Origin of the sequence: Streptomyces sp. NPDC005202 (genome assembly GCF_040608235.1) — a bacterium.
Classification (GTDB): Bacteria; Actinomycetota; Actinomycetes; order Streptomycetales; family Streptomycetaceae; genus Streptomyces.
The window spans coordinates 1-20,644 of the sequence record NZ_JBEXHW010000036.1 but is presented as its reverse complement, the minus strand read 5'-3'; the positions used below and the strand labels follow the sequence as shown (position 1 = coordinate 20,644).

Annotated in this window: 14 protein-coding genes, 1 tRNA gene and 4 pseudogenes; 10 read left to right on the top strand and 9 right to left on the bottom strand. The window is 68.1% G+C overall.

Features of this window, described 5'->3' with window-relative positions; genetic code table 11:
• Positions 1–127: 127 nt before the first annotated feature.
• A complete protein-coding gene (locus ABZV31_RS32510; protein ID WP_355900463.1) occupies positions 128–1,126 on the bottom strand; it encodes an aldo/keto reductase family protein in 999 nt (332 codons plus the stop codon).
• A gap of 357 nt (positions 1,127–1,483) precedes the next feature.
• Between ABZV31_RS32510 and ABZV31_RS32505 the strand changes: the two genes are divergently transcribed.
• Positions 1,484–2,503: a carbohydrate kinase gene (locus ABZV31_RS32505; RefSeq protein ID WP_355900462.1), complete on the top strand. Its 1,020-nt coding sequence runs from the start codon at positions 1,484–1,486 to the stop codon at positions 2,501–2,503.
• 149 nt (positions 2,504–2,652) lie between these two features.
• Positions 2,653–3,211, top strand: a pseudogene (locus ABZV31_RS32500) (GrpB family protein).
• A 106-nt stretch (positions 3,212–3,317) separates the two neighbouring features.
• Here the strand turns inward: ABZV31_RS32500 and ABZV31_RS32495 are convergent.
• The 5 genes from ABZV31_RS32495 to ABZV31_RS32475 form a co-directional block, all read right to left on the bottom strand.
• Positions 3,318–5,555 carry a hypothetical protein gene (locus tag ABZV31_RS32495; protein WP_355900461.1) on the bottom strand — a complete coding sequence of 746 codons (2,238 nt, stop codon included), beginning with the start codon at positions 5,553–5,555 and terminating at the stop codon, positions 3,318–3,320.
• Positions 5,556–5,708: 153 nt separating this feature from the next.
• Positions 5,709–6,035: a helix-turn-helix transcriptional regulator gene (locus tag ABZV31_RS32490; protein ID WP_355900460.1), complete on the bottom strand. Its 327-nt coding sequence runs from the start codon at positions 6,033–6,035 to the stop codon at positions 5,709–5,711.
• Positions 6,032–7,207, bottom strand: a complete 1,176-nt coding sequence (locus ABZV31_RS32485) for a site-specific integrase (RefSeq protein WP_355900459.1) — start codon at positions 7,205–7,207, stop codon at positions 6,032–6,034. The genes ABZV31_RS32490 and ABZV31_RS32485 overlap by 4 nt, the downstream gene beginning before the upstream one ends.
• Complete coding sequence (locus ABZV31_RS32480; RefSeq protein WP_355900458.1) at positions 7,204–7,677, bottom strand: hypothetical protein; 474 nt, start codon at positions 7,675–7,677, stop codon at positions 7,204–7,206. Before ABZV31_RS32480 ends, ABZV31_RS32485 begins: the two co-directional genes overlap by 4 nt.
• Before the next feature lie 342 nt (positions 7,678–8,019).
• Complete coding sequence (locus tag ABZV31_RS32475; protein ID WP_355900457.1) at positions 8,020–8,898, bottom strand: DUF3800 domain-containing protein; 879 nt, start codon at positions 8,896–8,898, stop codon at positions 8,020–8,022.
• 101 nt (positions 8,899–8,999) lie between these two features.
• Here ABZV31_RS32475 and ABZV31_RS32470 point away from each other — a divergent pair, with 101 nt between their 5' ends.
• Entirely contained in the window at positions 9,000–9,566 is a 567-nt protein-coding gene (locus tag ABZV31_RS32470; protein WP_355900456.1) for a hypothetical protein, read from the top strand.
• A 124-nt stretch (positions 9,567–9,690) separates the two neighbouring features.
• Positions 9,691–10,782 (top strand): ATP-binding protein, encoded by a 1,092-nt coding sequence (locus ABZV31_RS32465; protein WP_355900455.1) that lies wholly within the window; start codon positions 9,691–9,693, stop codon positions 10,780–10,782.
• Positions 10,783–11,024: 242 nt separating this feature from the next.
• Here the strand turns inward: ABZV31_RS32465 and ABZV31_RS32460 are convergent, their stop codons facing one another.
• Complete coding sequence (locus ABZV31_RS32460; protein ID WP_355900454.1) at positions 11,025–12,104, bottom strand: hypothetical protein; 1,080 nt, start codon at positions 12,102–12,104, stop codon at positions 11,025–11,027.
• A 224-nt stretch (positions 12,105–12,328) separates the two neighbouring features.
• Here ABZV31_RS32460 and ABZV31_RS32455 point away from each other — a divergent pair, with 224 nt between their 5' ends.
• From ABZV31_RS32455 to ABZV31_RS32445, 3 genes and pseudogenes are all read left to right on the top strand, one after another.
• A complete protein-coding gene (locus tag ABZV31_RS32455) occupies positions 12,329–12,616 on the top strand; it encodes a helix-turn-helix transcriptional regulator (RefSeq protein ID WP_355900453.1) in 288 nt (95 codons plus the stop codon).
• Between the two features lie 14 nt (positions 12,617–12,630).
• Positions 12,631–14,139 (top strand): annotated as a pseudogene (locus ABZV31_RS32450) (helix-turn-helix transcriptional regulator).
• Positions 14,140–14,708: pseudogene (locus tag ABZV31_RS32445) on the top strand (transcriptional regulator).
• A 79-nt stretch (positions 14,709–14,787) separates the two neighbouring features.
• On the opposite strand, the gene ABZV31_RS32440 reads toward ABZV31_RS32445, so the two are convergent.
• Complete coding sequence (locus tag ABZV31_RS32440; protein ID WP_355900452.1) at positions 14,788–15,552, bottom strand: hypothetical protein; 765 nt, start codon at positions 15,550–15,552, stop codon at positions 14,788–14,790.
• 210 nt (positions 15,553–15,762) lie between these two features.
• On the opposite strand from ABZV31_RS32440, the gene ABZV31_RS32435 reads away from it, so the two are divergent.
• A tRNA-Met gene (locus tag ABZV31_RS32435) sits at positions 15,763–15,836 on the top strand.
• A 56-nt stretch (positions 15,837–15,892) separates the two neighbouring features.
• Here the strand turns inward: ABZV31_RS32435 and ABZV31_RS32430 are convergent.
• The gene (locus tag ABZV31_RS32430) at positions 15,893–16,930 is read right to left on the bottom strand and encodes a TniQ family protein (protein WP_355900451.1); all 1,038 of its coding nucleotides are present in this window, start codon (positions 16,928–16,930) and stop codon (positions 15,893–15,895) included.
• A gap of 175 nt (positions 16,931–17,105) precedes the next feature.
• Here ABZV31_RS32430 and ABZV31_RS32425 point away from each other — a divergent pair.
• Together ABZV31_RS32425 and ABZV31_RS32420 are read left to right on the top strand one after the other, a co-directional pair.
• A pseudogene (locus ABZV31_RS32425) lies at positions 17,106–17,327 on the top strand (DEAD/DEAH box helicase family protein); the annotation flags it as partial.
• 50 nt (positions 17,328–17,377) lie between these two features.
• The gene (locus tag ABZV31_RS32420; RefSeq protein ID WP_355900450.1) at positions 17,378–19,681 is read left to right on the top strand and encodes a Helicase associated domain protein; all 2,304 of its coding nucleotides are present in this window, start codon (positions 17,378–17,380) and stop codon (positions 19,679–19,681) included.
• Positions 19,682–20,644 lie beyond the last annotated feature (963 nt).

Sequence of the window (20,644 nt, the reverse complement as noted above, 5' to 3'; positions counted from 1 at the left end):
TCGCTGCAGTTCCTCGCCGATTCCTAATCGGCTCCACCCGCGGCGGCAGTCGGCGCGGCGCTTTGAAGACCGGCCCGTGGGGCCACGGCACGGCCGTGGAGCCGCCGCCGAGCCGTCGACGGCGTACTCAGGGCCGCTTGAGGAACACATCGATGCGCCCGGGGTCGCGCTCGACAACGGGATCGAGGATCTCGTCGACGCGCTTGACCAGCTCGTCGTCGAGCGTGACGTCCGCCGCCTTGGCGTTCTCGGTGATCTGCTCGGGCCGGGACGCTCCGACGATGGCCGCGGAGACATTCGTGTTGCGCAGCACCCACGCCAGGCTCAGGGTCGCTGGCGACATGCCTGCCTCGGTGGCGAGAGCAGCCAGTTCCTGGATCCGGGTCAGGACCTCATCACGCAGCCATCCGGCCACCGCGTCGCTGCCGCCGTTCGTGTCGGTGGCACGGGAACCTGACGGCGGTCGCGTTCCCGGCTTGTACTTGCCGGTGAGCACGCCCTGGGCGAGCGGGGACCACACGATCTGGCCGATGCCCAGCTCCTGGCAGACCGGGACGATCTCCGGCTCGATCACGCGCCACAGCAGGGAGTACTGCGGCTGGTTGGACACCAGGCGGATCTTCAGCTCCCGCGCGAGTTCTGCGGCGGCTCTGATCTCCTGTGGCTTCCACTCCGAGACGCCGATGTAGTGCGCCTTGCCGGCGCGGACGACATCGGCAAGGGCCTCCATCGTCTCGTCGAGCGGAGTGGCGTAGTCGTAACGGTGAGCCTGGTACAGATCCACGTAGTCCGTGCCCAGGCGGCGCAGCGAGCCGTTGACCGACTCCATGATGTGCTTGCGCGACAGACCGCGGTCGTTCTTCCCCGGGCCGGTCGGGAAGAACACCTTGGTGCAGATCTCGACAGCCTCGCGGCGCACGCCCTTGAGGGCGGTGCCCAGTGCCTCCTCTGCCCGGGTCTCCGCGTACGCGTCGGCGGTGTCGAAGGTGGTGATTCCGGCGTCGAGAGCGGCGCGGACACACGCCGTGGCCGAGTCCTGCTCCACCTGTGAACCGTGGGTGACCCAGTTCCCGTAGGCGATGGCGCTGACCAGCATGCCGCTGCCGCCCAATTGGCGGTAGTCCATGTCCCTGTCCCTTTCTGCTGACGAAGAAGACCGTCGCGTGCGAGACATCCGCATGACGTGCCACGTCACTGACGGCCACACCACACGCTTCTGCGTGGCTGTTTCCGATGCCTCTCAATCGACGGGAGGGCGACACAGTCTCGATTTCGCGCTTTAATAACGCGCGTTAGTAGGACGTTGCGAGGACGCTACGACCGTTTCGCGCGGTACGTCAATACGTAGGCACAGGGCACATCAGGCCACCCGTCCCGTCCCGTGCCCTGCGCCGGCACCGCGCGCCGGACGCCCCGCACCGACCGAGCCGAACACGCGGACCGCGGCAGCCCCGCGTGCTTTCCAGAAAGGCAGACCGTCACCATGGCCCGACCCGAATCCACCGGCGGCGTCACCGTGCTCGGCGAGTGCGTCGCCGACGGTTTCACCGACCCCGCCCTGGCCGGACCGGGCGAACTCGCCCTGCGCGTCCTGCCCGGAGGCGGCCCCGCCAACACCGCCGTCGCCCGGCTCGGCACTCCCACGCGCTTCCTCGCGCGGCTCTCGTACGACGTCTTCGGCACCCTCTTCCGCAGCCGTCTCACCGACTCCGGCGTCGACCTGACCGGCAGCGTGACTGCCCGCGAGCCCAGCACGCTCGCCGTCGCCGCCCTCGACGAGACCGGCCAGGCCACCCACACCTTCTACGCGGACAGCGCCCACGACTGGCAGTGGACCGACGACGAACTCGCGGCGACCTCGTACGACGGCACCGTCTGCCTGCACACCGGTTCCCTGGCACTGATACGCCAACCCGGCGGGAGCCGCATCGAGGACCACCTCGACAAGGCGCGCGAGCATGTCACCGTGTCCATCGACCCCAACGTCCGTCCCCTGCTCATACCGCCCGCCGCTTACCGTGAACGGCTCTCCGACTGGTGTGCTCTCGCCGACATCCTGCGCCTCAGCGAGGACGACCTCGCCGTGCTCCTCCCCGGCACCAGCCCGGAGCAGGCGTGCGACACCTGGCACGCCGCCGGTGCGCGTCTCGTCGTCATCACCCTCGGCGAACGCGGTGCCCTCGCCTCCCTCGACGGCCTCCGCGTCACCGTCCCTGCCCCGGCCGTCGACGTCCTCGACACCGTCGACGTCCTCGACACCGTCGACGTCCTCGACACCGTCGGCGCCGGAGACTCCTTCACCGCGGGTCTCCTGCAGCGCCTCGCCTCCCTCGGACACCTCAGCGGTCGACTCGACACGCTGAGCCTCAAAGATCTCACCGACGCCTGCTCTTTCGCCGCCCGCGTTGCTGCCCTGACCTGTTCCCTCCCCGGCGCAAACTCGCCCTGGGCCAACGACATCACGCTGGAGGCCGGCGTCGAACGGCCTGTGCCACGGGTGTGAACACGCATGTGCGTTCCCGCAGGAACAGACGGCGCCCGCCCGCTGCGCGATCTCCTGGAGACAGTGAGCGACGTCAACGACTCGGCATGCGATAGCCAGGGATCCCCGCGGGATGCGATGGGCTCTGGCGATCCTGCGAGACTGCCAGCATGACTGGCATGATCGTGGTCAGTGACTACGACCCCCGATGGTCCGAGTGGTTCGAGGAGCTGCGGCAGCGACTGGCACCTCATGTCGCGGAGCTGGCTGTGTCCATCGAGCATGTCGGCAGTACATGTGCCCGGGTGCGCCGCCAAACCGATCATCGACCTCGACATCGTGGTGTCCGAGGATGCCATCGTGCCCGAGTTGATTTCCCGGCTCAACGGGCTGGGCTACCGGCACGAAGGTGATCTGGGGATTCGGGGGCGGGAGGCTTTCCACGCCCCTCCTGCGGACCCCGAACATCATCTGTACAGCGTGGTTGCAGGCTCAAAGTCCCACCTTGATCACGTCCTGCTCCGTGATTACCTGCGTAAGCAGCCCGATGAAGCCCACCACTACGGCGCGTTGAAGGTGGCCCTGGCACAGCGGTTCTGTGCCGACAGCGAGGGCAGGGCGGCCTACTCGGCGGCGAAGAGCGCTCTGGTGGAGGAATTGCTCGCGAAGTCCTACGCCGCCGGGCCACCGGCGAAGCGTGACATGAGGCGGACCGCATCGGGTTGGTGATGGTGTGACGCCCCGACCTCATTCGCGTACGGAGTCGTGACCGGTGTCGCGCACAGCTTACGTGGGGAGCGCGGGCCAGCAGTGCCTTGGGACAGCCGCCGCCCGGTTAGCGGATCCGAGGAAGGGCCTTGTCTGGGTGAGCAGCGTGTACGTATTTGACGGCGATGTTGGGGTGAATACCGAAGAGGCGGACGAGATGGACGGGGTCGGCGGTCTCCTGTGCCTCGTACAGGATGCGGTCGGCCCATACCTGCCGGGGCAGCAGCCCGACCTGGTCGAAGGCGGCACGCATGGCACAGTAGCTGAGCTGCGGCGATGCCGGATGCCGATAGGAGTGGCTGGTGATGATCAGGTGCCGGTTGATGGCCTGGGGCCAGCGGCGTCTGCGTTCGCGCAGCCAGTCGGCCACGAGGTGGGCACTCAGGTCGTCGAGGTAGACGGTGTGCGTGTGCTTGCCGCGGTGCACCGCCAGCGTCCGCCGGGCCAAGTCGGCATCGGCCAGGTCGAGGCGGGCGACCTCCACAGCCCGCAGGGCATGGATGGCGACCAGGCCGACGATGAGCCGGGCAGCGGGACCGTCCAGCCGGTCCAGCACACCGGCCAGCCGGTCGCTGGACAGGGGCCGCGGCAGGTGGACTCCGCCGGAGGCCTGTATCCCGGCGGTGGGATTGCGGAAGATCAGCTGCTCCTGCTTCAGTGCGCGGAAGATGCTGCGCAGGACGCTGAGCAGTCCGCGGGTCACGTTGCCCCGGTGCCGGGCAAGTTCGGCCCGGACATCGTCGGCGGTGATCTGTCTCAAGCATTTCCCGGCAGCGGCCCAGGAGGTCAGGGCGGGCCAGGCGATGCGCAGATAGTGGCGGATGCGCCGGTAGCCAGCCGGTGGATGCTGGAACCGGCCGCGACCGCGCATAACCCGTATCCAAGCCCGTAGCTGGTCGGCCATCGGTTCGGGCAGCTGCGCGATCCGCTCGTACAGGGCCCGTTCGTCGTGCCTGTCCCGCCGCTCTGCGCCCAAGTCCGGGATGCCCGTCTGGACCTGGCGCTGGACGTCGGTGAGCAACTCGGCAGGACTTTCGAGGAGTTCGTCCTCCTCCAGCAGGGCCTGGCCATCGAGGAAAGAGATCGCGCAGCGGGTCGCGGCAGTGCCGGCCGCCACCGTCCCGGCCAGGGAGCGCACATCCCGCTCAGCAATCGGCGCGTGCGGGCCCACCCGGGCCAGCAGGGTATGCAGGACCAGGGCCGCGCCGCCCACCACGCTGCGCTTGTCGGCGATCCAGGTTCGCGGGTAGCCAGCGGTGAACGTGTCCAACACTTCCTGCGCCGGGGCCGGCAGCGGGGCCAGGGCCGTGGCAGCGATGTGCTGTTCGCGCTTCCAGGTGCGGGGCATGGTGAACAGGGTCAGCTGTCCCGGATCCATCGGCGCTGGTGTCACCTGTTCCTTGGACGCCAGCGTCGTCCGGGCTCGTTCGCGTGCGCGGCTGACGGGGCCGGACCGCTTGTGCACGACGAACCCCAGCTCCCCGGCCTGCCGCTTCAGCTGGTGCGCGAGCACCCCGGCGAAGGCGAGCTGCGTGAAGGACACCGCGGCCAACTCGGTGCCGCACTCCCGTACGTAGGCCAGGCAGCCTCTGCACAGCCCTTGCTTGTGCAGAGGCAGGCCCTGCCGACGACAGCGCGGACACGGGCCGGGCGGGTAGAGGCCAGGGTTGTGCCGCCACTCGCCGCAGCCGCCGCACCGAGTCGTGGTGATTCCCCAGCTCCCGCAGTCCGCGCATGCGCCGACCGGCCACAAGGCCGGCGGCGGAGCCGCACGCGGCCGCAGCATCCCAACCTCGTCGAGGATCTCGGCCGCGGTCGCCTTCAGCGGCAGCCGCACCTGGTCGAGCATCTCCGGTGCGACCAAAGCCTCACCCTCGGCATCCCGGATCGCCAACGCGCACCGGATCACCCGCATCGCCATGTACGGCCAGTTGGCTGCCAGACCGGCCTTCGCCGCCCGCTGCTCGGCGAGTGCCTGCAGGACTGCTTCCTCGGGCCATGTTCGAGCGCTGATCCGCCGGGCGTGTTTGCGCTCAAGACGTCGCTGGACGGGAAATAGCGTCTGTTGCCCGCGTATCGCCGCCGGACAGATCCGCGGATCATCGATCAGCCGTCGCACCTCACGCGGCCCCAGGTAAGGGGTGGCTGCACCGCGCGGGCGCGGCAGGCTCCGTCCACCCTGCTGGCCGAGTCCTCGTACGTACAGGTGCAGTTGGGTCGGCGCCGGGAAGACAGCCTCGATCCCGAACCGGATCTCCTCCCGCACCGCGATCACGCACGGGCGGCACAGGCCATCGCCATCCACCTGCCGGATCCGACGGCAGCGGGCACAAACCGTCTGGTCGGGGCGCTGTTTGAGCCAGTTGAAACAGCTCCAGCACAGTCCCACAAGTAGTCGGGGCACGCCCCAGTCCAAACACAGCTGGCATTGCCATACGACAGTCATGGTCACAGCCGGTCAGTTCGGCGGCCGCAGCCGGCGCGGGCCCTCTCGCCGGGGCACCGGTCGTACCGGACCCCCCTCGCCGCCGACCGCCCGGTCCTGCTCTTCCAGGTTCTGCGCGGCGGCCACGGGCTCGGCCTCCATCAGGTCTGCCACGGTGCACTGAAGTGCCGCGCACATCTTGTCGAGGTCGTCCAGCCGCACCGTCACTGGGGTACCACCCCACAGCGCGGCGACCTTGCTCAGCGACGGCGTGAAACCCACCTTCGCGAACGCCGCCTGCAGATCGACCGGCCGCCAGATGTCCCGCTTGGCAGCCGCCCAGCGCAGATTCCACTTCACCGCAAACTCCCCCTATCTGCGACCAGCCGCTGCCCGGCCCGCGCCGCCGACGCCCTCCAGCCATCCGCCTGCTCTGGATCGGCCTGGGCCGTCGCCAGGTAATTCACCGTTGTAGTCGTCCAGAAGTGCCCGAGCATCCGCTGTACCTCCCACAACGTCATCCCGCGCTCGTAGTTGTGGGTGGCGCACGCATGCCTCAGCAGATGCGGGTACAGCTCCGTCACCGGCCCGCGCAGATGCAGCCGCGACGCCGTCTTCAGCGCCCGTCGGAACGTTGCCGGGACCACCGCTGGCGCAATGGGCATGTTCAGCGCGGCCACCGGCTTCGGCAGCCGCTCAGAGGGAAACAGCGGCGCCCCAAGGTGCTCCGGGTCGTCCCGGAACAGGCCACGGACCTCCTCCACGTACCACCACAGCAGCTCGCGCCCCTCCTCGAACAGGAACGCCTCCCGCGGCCGGGGCCCGGACCCACGCGCACCCTTGCCCTGAACGACGAACCGGCCCCAGCGCCCCGACTCCCAGTGCACGTCCTCGAGTGCCACGCCGCACAGCTCCGCCGCCCGCACCCCAGACAGGTAAGCGATCTTCGCCATCACATAGTCCCGACACGCCACTGCCTCCTTGCGGGCCTGCGGCAGCGCATTTCGCCACCCGGCGAAGAACTCGCGCATCGCCCGTTGTGAGGGAGGCACCCGCAGCCCGAAGTCGCCCCGGTGACGTGGCCGGTTGAACGGGTCAACCGGCGACTCCACCACCGTGCCGAACAGCCGGTGGATTTCCCCGGCGTATCGCTGCTCCAGGAAGGCGAAGTACGCGTCAATCTTGTTGATCTTCGCGCGGACCGTTGAGCGGGCCCGCTTGCCCGGCCCGGCGAAGTACCGGTCCAGCGCCGCCGGGGTGAGCTGCCACGGGACGATGTCATAGTGCTCGCACACCTCGATCACTGGCTTGACCAGCTGATCGATCGACGCTGGCATCAGTCCGGCCGCATCCCTCGCCCACTGGTACTCAGCCAGCGTGTCGAAGAAGTACGACCGCTCATCCCGCTGTCCCGACCGGCTCGACCGATAGGTGTGGAGAGAGAAGATCTCCGCCAGACCAGCCGACTCACGAACAGGAGACAGGGAACGGGTTTCGGATTCCCCCATGAACCCGCAGATTACGAGCGTCACTCCTTGAATTCGCGAGTGACTGGTGAAATCCACACCGTCGTGGGATGCCTCGAACAAGGGTTGCCCACCTGCTGACTTCCCTCGATCACACCCTCACGCACCAGTCCGGAACCCGCGCGTACTCCAGTAACGAAGTGGGCCGGCCACTCGGCAGCCGCCCGGGCCGCCCTGGCGCCGCGCCGCTGAAGCCGGTTCTGCAGCTGCTCGAAGGCGAGCCGTCCCGCGGTGTCCCATACGACCAGCTCGCCGTCCAGCGCGGTCGCGTCCGGCAGCTGCGTGGCCCCGGCCTCAATCTCCGGAAACGCCGAAAGCATCTCGGTGCCGCGCCTGGAGCGCAGCACCACCCGGCCCGCGTCGACCGAGACCAGGGCCCGGAACCCATCCCACTTGGGCTCCGCCGCCCAGCCCGGCCGTAGCTGGGGCCCGGGCACGGGAGCGCTCAGCATGGGTTCCGGCGGCGTCCACGTCACACCGGATCCCTTCCACCGAGCGCTCCGCTGCTGTCCTTCTGCTGCTGAGTACCGCTAAGGGGTGAAGGCGGGAGAGCCCCGTCAGAGACAGATGGAGGTACTGCTGTGATCGTTCGCCTCGTGGGCGGCCCGCTCTGTGGCCGTCAGCTGTCGACCACCCCGGGCCCGTGGGCCGGAGACTGGCTCACCGTCGGCGACGCCGACTGGGGCCTGTACGTCCCTGTGCACCGCGACCGACGACCGGGATCGTCCTGGCGGAGGCCCGGGTCACCATCCCGCGTCGGCGGTAGCCCGCTCAGCAACGCCAGAGCGCCGCCGTTGGGCATGGTGGGATGAACACGCTCACTGCTGTGTCCCGGCGGCGTTTGGGTCGGCGAGGCCGCTATTGCTCGCGAATATCCACCCGCTGTGGGGAAGCACCGTGCCCAAGGAGCTGGCGGTGTCAGGGAGGACGTACGCGTCTTCGCCGAACACCCAGTACGCGAGGTTCATCAGGGCCCTCCAGTTGCTCCGGGTACTGGGGATGAACTTAAGACCTGTCCCACCTGCGTAACCCCGGGCGTTTTTGGCGAGCAGCTTGTAGATGAGGTCCTTGTAGCGATCGGCCGTGGACGCGCCGGCGATGAGAACAGTGGTGGCGGCCGCCACGAGGTCCGCGAGTTGCAGGTGGTCCACATGGTCGGAGCGTGTGGTGATGATGGGCAGCAGGATCTGTTTATTCGCGGGTTTCACGTACTGGGTGCCATCGGTGTCGAGGGCCAGCGCGTCGGCCAGCCAGCGGGTCTCATCTGTCCGACCGCCGCCTGGTTGATCAGCGATCACGATGCCCTTCTCATCACCGAGCGCATAGGTGACTCGCTCGTAGAGATACTGCAGCATCTCGCTCTTCAACTCGGTCTCGGACCAGCCTGGCATCAGCTCGGGCGCACATACGACGACGCAGGCCTGGACCCCGAACTCAGCAGCCCCTTCCAACATCCGCACCCGAGCGGTATGCAGCTCCTTCCACTTGTTGTGGAGCGGTCCCCCGTCCGGCGACCACTTGAACTCCGTGCCGGCCGGGACGCCCAGCTCTTGCCGCAGCTGGGCGAGCTGCTCGCGGTAGGGCTGCAGCGAATCCTGCGGAAAGATCACTGCCCCGTAAGCATGGAGCTCCCCAAGGTCCTGCCGGGGCACGTCTTCCCGCTTACGTGCGCTGTCGTCCATGAACGCGAAGTACATGGTGGGGAAGCCTACGACCGATCGGGTGACGACCGCCGTTGCTCTCGAAGCGAGCTCCCCGCCTCTGGCGTTGACCGGGTGACAGCGAGAGAGGAGCGGACATGGCACCGAGCAGACGACGGGAACCGGAGCGGTTCTCGTACCACGACATCCGCGACGCGATGGTGGAGATCCTGGAGAAGGAGCACGGCATCACCACCAGCCGCTACCACAACCGGCCGTTCCGCCCGGCCTGCCACCTGATCCACCAGGACCATCCCCTGGAGCGCCGCAAGCCGCGGGGGAAGCTGCCCAAGTGCCACCCGAACTTCGGCAAGTCCGAACGCGACTTCGAAGGCGAGTGGGACGAATGCTCCCTGACCGCAGACCTGCCCTCGTTCGGCGGGAAGCTGAAGGTAGACCACGAGGACACATGGTGGATGGGCGACCGCATGGTGGCCTACGTCTGGTACCCCTACGACGTCCCGCTGCGCGAACTCGGCAAGGCCGACGCACGGGCCGCCCGCCACGGCCTGGGCCTGACCCTGCACACGGGCTGGGGCGCGCACTACTACGGCAACACCCCAGCCATCGTCCTCTCCCCGGACTGGTTCAAGGTCCCGTACCACCCGCGCACGGAAGACCTCATCCGCGCCGCTCGCCAGCTGCCCCAGCGCTGTGAGTGGTAGGCCACGGCGGGCGGCACGCATTACGGAAGGCGATGTGTACCGCACTGTGCGAAACCGGTACGGTCACCGCATGTCTGGGGAGTACAACACACAAGGCGCTGCTCGCGGGGGAGTTGGCGTGGGCGTGGCCAGCACCGAGCTGCCGATGCAGAGCGGACCGCCGCTGACGGAGTTCGAGCTCTCGGTCGGCGAGCGCAAGATCCTTCAATTCAAGAGGAAGCCCCAGATTACGGCGGTCGCCGAACTGGTGTGGAACGCCCTGGACGCCAACGCCACCGAGGTCGACGTCGAACTGCGACGCTCCAGCATGAAGGCGATCACCGACATCGTCGTGACCGACAACGGTCATGGCATGACGCCCGAGCGAGCCCGCACCGCCTTCCAGGCATACGGCACCACGTGGAAGACGAGCAGGACTCACACCGATGGTGGGGAGCGCATCCTGCACGGCCGCAATGGTGAGGGCCGCCTCTTCGCCTTCGCTCTGGGCGACCAGCTCACCTGGGAGTCCACCGCCAAGGTCGGCGACTCTTTGGTCGGGGTCCGGATCCGCGGCAACGCCGACCACGCCACCATCTGGCAGGTCGAAGAGACCGAGCCGACCCGGGACAAGCCCGGCACGACAGTCCGTATCTCTGTGCCCCAGGGCAAGCCGCTGAGCCGCCTGGAGCGCGACGATGCCGCCGCGAACCTCACCGCGAAGCTGGCGTTCTACCTCCGGGCCTACCCGCACGTGCGCGTCACGTTCGACGGCAAACGGCTCGACCCCAGCGACATCATCGTCGGCGAACCCATCGACCTGGAGCTGGACCTGCCGCAGGTGTACGCAGGCGAGGACCCGCCCCCGGTCGTGACCTTCGTCGAGTGGAACAAGCGGATGGGCGACCGCAAGATGCTCCTCTGCAACGCCGACGGCATCGCCCTGGGCGAGCACGGCAGCGACTGGTCCGACGGCATCATCAGCTTCACCCCCTACCTGCGCGCCAACCTGTTCAACGGGCTTTCCGTCGACGACCTGCACGGTCTGACCATGTCCCACTCCGGGCTCCTGGACGCGGCCGTCAAGGCCGTCCAGCAGCACTTGGCCGTTCGCGGCGCCCAGATTTCAGCAGAGGTCGTGCGGCAGCTCAAGACCGAAGGCATCTACCCCTACGACGACCAGCCGGCGACCGGCGCACTCGCCGTAGAACGCCAGACCTTCGACGTCGTCATCTGACAAATCTGCTAGCGATCACCAGGTGGGTGATGCTCTGACCTGCGAGCCTAGTGATCGTTTCAGGATTTTTTGCTGTGCTCTGGTGCTGCTCTGAGCTGGGGTTTCCGCGGTGCTTCGGGATCTGGAGAGGCTCTGAGGTGCAGGTTTAGTGATCGTCTCGGAATGTAGTGATCGGCGCGGGATTTCTATGTTGCTGCGCGATTGGGCGGATTGGTTTGCCCTGGTCAGAGCCCTTGCCTGAGTCACGGCGTGAGCCGGACTGGCAGCGGCGGTGGTGCCGCCGGTCGTGGCCTGCCCCTGCTGAACCGCGTACAGGCCACGGCTGATGGCCTTCTCCCGGCCGCGGAATAGCGCAACGCCCGCTCCGTGCGGGTGCTGCCGTTCGGTATCTCGTTTGCGATCTCGGAGGCGACCTCCAGGTGGGCGAGGTGCAGCCGCTTCACGGCCGGGGAGGTTGGGTTGAGGCCGTTCGGGCTGTGCGGGTTGCTGTGTGCACGGGACGCCGTGAGCAGATCCGAGACGTCCTTGCCCCAGTCCACGGCCCGCACATCGCGCTCGGTCTCCTCCAGTACCGCCCGCACCCGCTCGCAGTACATGAGGGACAGCTTCAGGCTCTCCGCCGCGCTCTCCTCGGCACGCCCCCAGCGGCGGGTGCTCACCTGGCGGCGCAGCATCAGGTCCTTCGCGGCCTGCACGTCCTCCAGGTCGTGCTCCAGTCCGGACAGCAGGAGATTGATGGCCGGGGTCGTGGCCCGCAGCACGGCCTGGTTGTGGCGTCCGAATCCCTCTTCCAGTAGCCGCAGGGACAAGGTCACCCGACTGTGACCTTCGCGGTAGTCGCTGTAGGAGACGTCGAACTCCTCGCCGTCCTGGGCGTCGTTGAGCAGCTCGCGCAGGACGAATCGGGCCACCGCCAGATGCTCCGCGGCATTGCGCTCGGGCGCCGCCGACGCGGCCAGGGAGGCAAGGAAGTGAATCACCTCCTCCGTCGTCGCCTCCGCCTCCATCTCCTGCTGGCTGACCACCGCCTCCAGTGCGGCCAGGGCGAGGGTGCGGGGATCGTAGAGGCCCCGGGGAAACCGCTGCCACGCAGTGCGCTGGTCGATGCGGTGCAGCGGCGCCCCGCGGGCGAGGACCGAACTGCGCCGGACGAAACCCGGCTCGGCCACTAGCGCGCGCCACTCGTCGACTCCGTCGGAGGCCGCGGGCACCGACACCAGCAGCCGCCGCTCCTCCCGGTCCAGCAGGGCCTGGACCATCGTGTCGAGACCGTCGTCCTGCGCATCGCCCGGGCTGTGAGGAAGTGCCTTCGTCTCTGTCATGGAGTCAGTGGAGCAGCCCCCACTGACAATAAGGACAAAATACTTTCAATGGGTCACCCGGTCGGGGCGCGACCGGAGGGGTGAAACGGCGCCCGACCTCCGTACGCCGAAAAGGGGCGGCGCCCAGGTCCGCTGGCGACCTTCGCTATGCAATATTCGCAGCCTTTCGTCTCACATAGCTGAAATGATGCAGAAAGTGCATCACCTTCAGGTAGGATGAGGGCATGGGATTGGGGCTGGAGGAGTCGTTGCGGCTGACGGTCGCCGCACTGATGCAGGCGACGGGTGAGTCGCAGCGGTCGGTGGCGTCAGCCCTCGGGCTAACGCAGACGCAGGTCTCGCGTCGTCAGTCGGGTGCGACGTCATGGACCTTGCGCGACGTCGACACGCTGGCCGGACACTACGGTGTCACCGCTCTGGACCTGCTGTCCGGGCCGACCAGGGCGTGCGAGGCACTTCCGGCCGACCGGCGCCACAGCGACCGGGTCGGGGCGAAGGGAGGCGGACGGTGAGCGACTAGGACGCGATCGATTCGCTGCTTGCCTCGATCCGCCCGCAGGCCGAACTCCCGGCCCCCGAACTCCGCCGCAGCCTGCGGGAGCGGGCGGGGCTGTCCAGGGCGCAGGTGGCCCGCGCACTGGGGGTGAGCCCGTCCACGGTCGGCGGCTGGGAGACGGGCCGGGATCCGGTCGGCGGCACCCGCGACAAGTACGCGTACCTGCTCGAAGGGCTGAGTGCCAAGCTCACCGTCGCCGACACGGCAGTGCCTGCCGCTGAGCAGTCTGCAGCGGACAGCGCCGTCTCGCCTCCACCGGAGCCCGAGCAGGACTCCGACGAGGTGGAGACGCTCGCCGTTGCGCAGCCGTGCGTGCTGTGCGGCGCCCCGGCAGGCCAGCGCGTGGCGGGATTCGTCCAGCACCTGGACCCGTCCGACTGCCGGGCGGCCGCCGCTGAACCCCCGAAATCCGCGGCCGCCGCACCGCCCGCCCGGGAAACCCGGACACCGCCGCACCCAGTACGTCCGTCTGTCCGTCCGGACACTGCCCCGCGCGGGCGGGCGTTCCAGAGACCGTCAGGGCCGGGCGATTTTGATCCACGAAGCGGTTCGCGCCGCGCTCGCCGAACACCGGGGCGATATCGAAGCCGCGAGCGCCGCGTTGCTGAAGCGGGCCATCCCGGACGCGATGCGCCTGCTGGACGAGACCCGCAAGGGCGCCCGCTACGACGTGATCGCCCACCCCCTGATCCCCGACATCCTCAGGAAGCAGACCTCCAGGGGCGCCGACCAGATCTGGGAGGCCCGCCCCAAATGGACCCGCGCCACGCTCCCGCCCGGTCGGCACGAGGTGACCGCACTCGACATCAACGGTGCCTACCTCTCGGCCCTCAAGACCCACCTCCCGCTTGGCCGGCTGGAGCACTCCACCGGCTTCGCGCACGACCGGCGCCGCGCCGGAGTCCACCTGATTACCCCGCCTGCCTGGGAACACGACGCGGTGCTGCCCAACCCGATCGGCCAGCGCGACGAACCGGGCCCTCTGTGGGTCACCGAACCGACCCTGCGCCTGCTGCTGCGCCTGTCCGGCCCGAAGCACCGCCTGTGCGAGCCACCCGAGATCCACGAGTCGTACACCTCGGGCGCCACCGAGAACCTCCTGGAGAAGTTCCGGATCGCACTCAAGGACGCCCGCGACACCGCGCTCGCAGACGGCGACGAGCTGACGCTGGAGTACGTGAAGGCGATGTACTCGAAGTTCGTCTCCACGATGGGGGAGTCTAACTACAACCGGGAGCTCTACCGCCCGGACTGGATGCACATCATCCGCTCCCAGGCCTTCGCCAACCTCTGGATGAAGGCACTCAAGGCTCACGAAGCGGGACTGCCCGTCGTGCGGGCGATGGGAACCGACGAGCTCCACGTCATCGGAGACTGGCGCCGTGTCTTCCCCGAAGGCCGCTCGGTTACCGAGGTCAAGGTCAAAGACACGTACATCGCCACAACCGGCGCGATGCCGGCACAGGACAGGAGCGGTAAATGCCGGAGAAGAACATCGACTTCGGGAAGTTCGGAGCCCAGGGCATCAGGGGCACCGACGCCGTCGCCCGCCAGCTCGACCAGCTTGCTGGCGGTATCGCCACCCCGGTGACCGCCCACCGAGGCCTGATGGCACGCCTGCACTACCTGACGACATCGGACAGGACCTGGCAGGCCGCCAGGGACGCCGGGCTGACAGTGAGTGATCGGACCCTGAGGGCATGGAAGCAGGGCACACGCCGTCCCTCGAAGGCCAACCTGGAGCGCATCGACGCCGCATACAAGGCGGTGCGGCGCCGCAACGTCGCCCGCTACCTCACCGCCCGCCTCAACCGCGAGGGCCGTGGCACCCGGGTGGAGATCCACCCCCTCGACCAGTCCGGCGTGGCACGCCCGCTCCAGCGGGTGGTGGAACACCGGTCGATGAACGTGCGCCGCTGGGAGTCGCGTCCTGGGCGGCCGGCGACCACCAAGGTCTGGACGAGGCCTGGACCGCAGGTGTCCTGCCCGACCTCGGCTCCCAGTGGGGCCAGTACGAGTACGTCACCAACATCGGCTTCGCCGCGTAGAAGCCGCCGTGTGACGTTGTCTCCTCTCGAGTCCAGGGGACGGACGCGGCCGCCCCACCGGGGTGATCGGAGCGGTCAATCACGTGGTGGGGAGTCCCGGAAGCCGGTCGTAGGCGGGATTGCCGGGGAAGGCGATGGACTCGATGTGCTGCGGCGGGATCGCGTTGCGGTAGAGGACGTCGGCGTTGGCGGGGGCGTAGCCGATGGCCTTGCCGACGAAGGTGTGCACTACCGATTTGAAGACGAGGTGCCTGCCGGGACTGGCGAGGTCCACGTAGGCGGTGACCAGTGTGGGCCGGCCCAGGCGACGCAGTCTCTGAGCAATGCCGTCAGGCTCGTCGCAGTGCTGCCAGTAGATCGCCTCGCCACCCCAGAAGGACAGCAGCCGCCATGCCCCGTTGATGTCGTGGGAGGTGGCCTCGGCGGAGAGGGTCAGGCAGACCTGGCCCTCTCGGTTGCTCATCCTCTGCCTTCCCGGGACGACCATGCTCTGGGAGCGCAGTACCTCCCGCTCAGCGTCGGTCAGATAGCCCCGCTCATGGGCCTGGTTCAGGCGGTCATCAACGAGAGCTGCATCCAAGGGGCGCAGGCCATGGGCACGAATCGCATCGGCCTCGTGGTCGAGCAGTCTGGTGCAGTGCTGCGCCCGCAGAAGGTGGCCACCAAGTAGGTCGAGGATCTGCGCCTTCCTGTCCTCCAACTCCAAGTCGACGTACAGCTCCGGCTCGTCCAGTTCGGTTTCGTCGGCGATCTTGTAGATAAGGTCTGCCAGCGGCCGGGGCCAAGTGGCGGGGTTGTCCACGTCCACGACGGGCCGACTGGTGGCGGCGTGAGCCAGTGTCATGGCGAGTCAGTATTCCACTGCCGGACCAACAGGCTCCGGACCGGGAAATGGGCCACGAGACCTGGACGATGAGCGGGGTCGGCGCGCTGGACGCCGCAACTACGGCCAGGTCAGGCCGGCCTCAAGGGCCAGAAGGATTCGGAACCGTACGGCCCCGGCCCATAATGGTCTCCAGCGCCTGCCGCCATGGCGTACGGTGGTGCGAACCGACGCGGGGTGGAGCAGCTCGGTAGCTCGCTGGGCTCATAACCCAGAGGTCGCAGGTTCAAATCCTGTCCCCGCTACTGCAAGGTGGAGGGTCCACAACCGTACGGTTGTGGACCCTCCACTCTTATGACGCCTACATGTCGGCGGCCGCCATGCCCAACTGCCAGGTCAGGCACGAGCGTTGGCTCACCGGACCGGTCCGGGACGCGATCCGGCTGTGCCCCGCCCCAAGCAGCAGCTCGCTCCGGCCCGCCGGACCGGACGGCGCGGCCACCCCCCTACAGTGACGCCCCAGCCACATCAGCAGCGCCTGACGTCCTTCAGCCACATCCACCCCCCACCCGGCCATCAACTGCTCCACGCCTGCAAGCCATCGGGCCCGGTCCGCCGCATCCCGCCGCCCCGCGCATTCGAAGTCCAGCATGGCGTGCGCGAGTTCCGCGGCCTCCGGGTAGATCACCAGCGGGGCCGCCCGCATCTCCCAGGCGTCCAGCCCGCCCGTCCAGGCCCGCCGCACCCAGCACACGGTGTCCGGCATCCGCGTCCACCAGTACACCGCCACCTGGAAGGCATCGGCGAACAACTCCTCGCCGGCCGGCCCCCACCGTTCGGCCAGCTGCTGCCGCACCTGGTGCGCCGCCATCGTCTCGTGCAGCTCGGCCAGCTGCACGAAGTCCGGACCGCGGCCGCGGGAGTCGTCCGACCAGTAACCGTGCCGCAGACAGACCTGCCAGCTGTCCGGCGACATCAGCCACACCGCCTCGCCGACCCCCAGGGCATCAGCGCACAGCGGGCAGGACCGCACGAGGTGCCCCGCCACAGGCTCCCAGGGCCACCTCCACTCCGCCGCCTCCTGGCCTGGCAGCAGGCGCTCCGCGCCCAGGCTGGGCAGATCCTGCTGCAGAAGATCAGCCGCCCGGTCAGCCAGGACAGCCAGATAGCGCAGCCCCGCCTCGTTCACGTACATCTCGGTGCACTGCGGGTACTTCTCCACCCGCTCGGGGTCCGCGGATGCCTCGCCCTGCCCGACCCGGTCGAGGAAAGCAGCCAGACCCAGGCCGTTGGCGTGCGCGAGCCGGTTCACGAACGACCCCGTCGACTCACCCGGCACCGGCCGCACGCGCAGCGGCAGCGGCCTGCGAGGCCCGTACAGACCGGGATCGTCCAGCACCGCTGCCCTTCCGCCGAAGCCGCCACCACGGGTCACCGTGACCGACCCGCCAACAGGCGGTCAAGAACACCGACACTCGTTCAGGTGAACCCAGGCGAACGCCCAGCCACGGCCTCGCACACCCCTTCCACCCTGTGAACCAGGTGCCTGTGCACACCGTCACCGGGGGAGGACCATGGCCACGACGACACGCATCCGCCCGGACGCGACCGCCCCCGCCCCCGCGACCGGCCCGCGCCTGAAGACCCGCCTGCGCGGAGGCCAGCAAATCGCCGTCGACACCTCCGCCAGCAGCTTCATCGAGGGCTACCGCCGCGTCAGCGTCTACATGGCCACCGGCACCGGAAAGACCCTGGTGGCCCTGCACATCGTCCAGGAAACCGCGCCCGAAGGCGCCTCCCTGGTGGCAGTCCCCTCCCTGCGACTCCTTGAGCAGACCGCCGCGAAATGGCACAGCGAAGGACGTCCCGGCCGCTCCTCGGCGTCTGCTCCTCAAGCCACCCGGCAGACCCGTACCTGGCCGGCATCCTCACCATGGTCAACACCGCCGACGACCTGGCCTGGCAGGCAGCCGACACCCAGGGACCGCTCAACGTGTTCTGCACCTACGACTCCCTGGACAAGGTCGTCGAAGCCCACCGCGACTTCCACCTGCCCCGCTGGGACGTCGTGGTCGCCGACGAAGCCCACCGCACAGCCGGTGACTACGACAAACCCTGGGCCCGCATCCACCACGACGACCAACTGCCCGCCCGCCACCGCCTCTACATGACCGCGACGCCCCGCGTCTTCGACGAGAAGAAAGCCCGCGCCAAAGGCATCAGTCCCAACACCGTCATCGCCTCCATGGACGACGTGAGCATCTACGGACCCGTCGTCTACCGCATCTCCCTGAGGGAAGCGATCGACGAGGGGCTCCTCGCCGACTACCGCATCGCCGGCGTCGTGATCAGAGACGAAGACCTGCGCGGCCTCCTGAACCGGCTCCCCGCACACACCTGGACCGGCGAGGCCTTGCGTGCCGCAGCCGCCCAAGTCGCCCTGCTGGTCGCCCAGCACCGCTACGACCTGCGCCGCACGCTGACCTTCCACCCGTGCATCGCCGCGGCGGACGTCTTCGCCGAAACACTCCACGAGACCGCGGCCCTCATGCCCCCGGCCTACCACGCCCCCCTGCAGGTCGGCACCGTCAGCTCCCGACAGACCCCCTTCGAACGCCACAAGAACTACACCGACTTCGCCTCCGCGCCCCTCAACACTGCCGCCTCACAGCAGCCGCCCCGCCGGGCCGTCCTCACCAACTGCCGCTGCTGCGCCGAAGGCGTCGACATCCCCGCCATCGACTCCCTGCTCTTCGCCCACCCCAAGACCAGCAGCATCGACATCATCCAGTCCATCGGACGCGCACTGCGCCAAACCCCCGGCGACGGCAAGATCTCCACCATCGTCATCCCCATCTACATGGCACCCGGCGAAACCCTCGAGGAGGCCGTCAAGAAGACCGCCTTCCACCTGATCTACCGGGTCCTCATCGACCTCGACGTCTACGACGAGCACACCTTCCACCTCGTCGACCACTTCCGGTACCCGAGCGACCCCACCGACACTCCCCAGATCGCCCCGCGCCCGGAACGCGCCGACGAGATCATCCCCGTCCTCGACCTGAACGACGTCATGGCCCCCAACCGCGTATGGGAGGCCGCCTTAGAGGTCGCCACCGACTTCCACCTCCAGCACGGCCACCTCGACGTGCGCCTGGAACAAGGCACCCGCACGCTCCTCGCACGCCGCTACCGCTTCGACTTCACCCTCGACCCCGACGCCATCGCCCAGGCAATGGACCTGATCGCCTGGCCCGCCGACAACGCAACCCTCTCCGCCCCACGCCGGGCAGGCCTCGCGGCCGCGACCCGCTTCCACGCCGAACACCAGCACCTACGCGTCCCCACCGACTACGAAGATGCCTACGGCTACCGACTCGGCACCTTCATCGACGGCCAGCGCACCGCCCGCAGACAAGGCCTCCTCACCGAGGACTGGACCGCCGAACTCGACGCGCTCGGCATGATCTGGGACGACCACGAAGCAACCTGGCAGGGCCACCTCACCACCATCACCACCTTCCACACCGAGCACGGCCATCTCGCCATCCCCCTCCACCAACCCGGCGGCCAATTCCTCATCAGCCAACGAGCCCTCGCCCGCAACAACCGCATCCACCCCGACCGCCACGCCCAGCTCGCCGCCCTCGACCCCCACTGGACCCTCCCGCACGGCCCCGACTGGCACCGCAAATACCACCTCCTACGACGCCACATCGAAGCCGGCCACAGCCCCACCACACTGCGCCGCGACACAGTGATCGACGAGGTGAAGGTAGGAATCTGGCTGCACCGCCAGTTCTCCACCTGGAACCAGCTCACCCCCGGACAACGCGACCTCCTGACCCGCCTCCAGCTCACCCCGACCGCCATCTCCCTAACCCCTACAAGGCCGATGAGCCCACCCGCACCCAAGCGGCCCCGTCGCTCCTTCGAGCAGACCGCACAGATCCTCCGGCTCTTCGTCGAGCGCTGGAACCGCCCGCCCGGCGCCCGGGAATGGGTCGAGGTCGACGGAGAACGCATCATGATCGGACCGTGGCTCTGCAAGGCACGTTCCAAACGGAACGCCAACCAACTCACCGCAGAACAAGACCACTTGATGGCACAGATCCTTCAAGCGGACTGGAGCGCCAGCAAATCCGAGTAAGAGCATCAAGCCGCAAGACAGAGAAGTGCCCCCAAGCAGGAGTCTCCTCCGGAGTGATGCTGCGTCAGGCAGGCGGTTGGGGATGTCGGTGAAGACGTCTCACATGCCATCGCGCGATACAGCAGCAAGACCTTGATCCTGCGGGGCGCCTCGGCAGCACCGTGAGCTCTACAGAACCCCAAGCTCATCAGGCGTCAGAACCGGGGCGACCTTCTCGGCTATCCCGACCGGGCCGGTGCAAGTTGCCCCGGGTTTACGCACAAGAGCCCCCAGACAACGCCGCGGTCCAGGCATCGCCCTACAAGGCCCCATGTTCACAATGGAGTTCGAAAACCAGGGCGAGATGCAGCAAGGGCTGAAGCGGAAGACGGGCCAACCCCCGCATCACCAAGTCCAGTTCTTGGCCAGGACTGGCTCAACACCGAGCCATCGTTCCCGAAGAAGAGAGCGCCCGCATCTCGGATACTCCATAGTTTTTATGCTTCCATCGAAGCGATTGTGAGCATCCGTCAGGCACCCGGCCCCATAGGGCGGTGGTCAAACCGATCAGACTCCCGTTCCCGAGTAGGCATCTTCCCTGGAACCGCGCCGCGACGAGAGCCACCCCGGCTAGTAGCCAGACTGAAGTCGGGCGCGGAGCGGACGACTTCTCAAAAACCTAAACGAACAAGCGAGTTGCACGTACAACAGACCCGAGGTGACGCGGTGAGCCGATCGCTCCGCGATCCGCTCACCGCGCCACCGACCGATCCACGTCGTGATCCACGGAGTGGATCACTTCCCGTCACGGAGTGACGGGTAGCCCTGCGGAGCAGGGCTAGTCTTCCGCCGCGTAGCGGCGGCGCGTTGTGTCTGCGGAGCAGACCGCGCGGCGGCGGGCAGCAGCCCCGAGCACGTCAACAGGCGGCTGTTGAGCATGTTGCGTCCCGTGCGTTGGACCGGCGCGCGGCCGAGGAACAATGC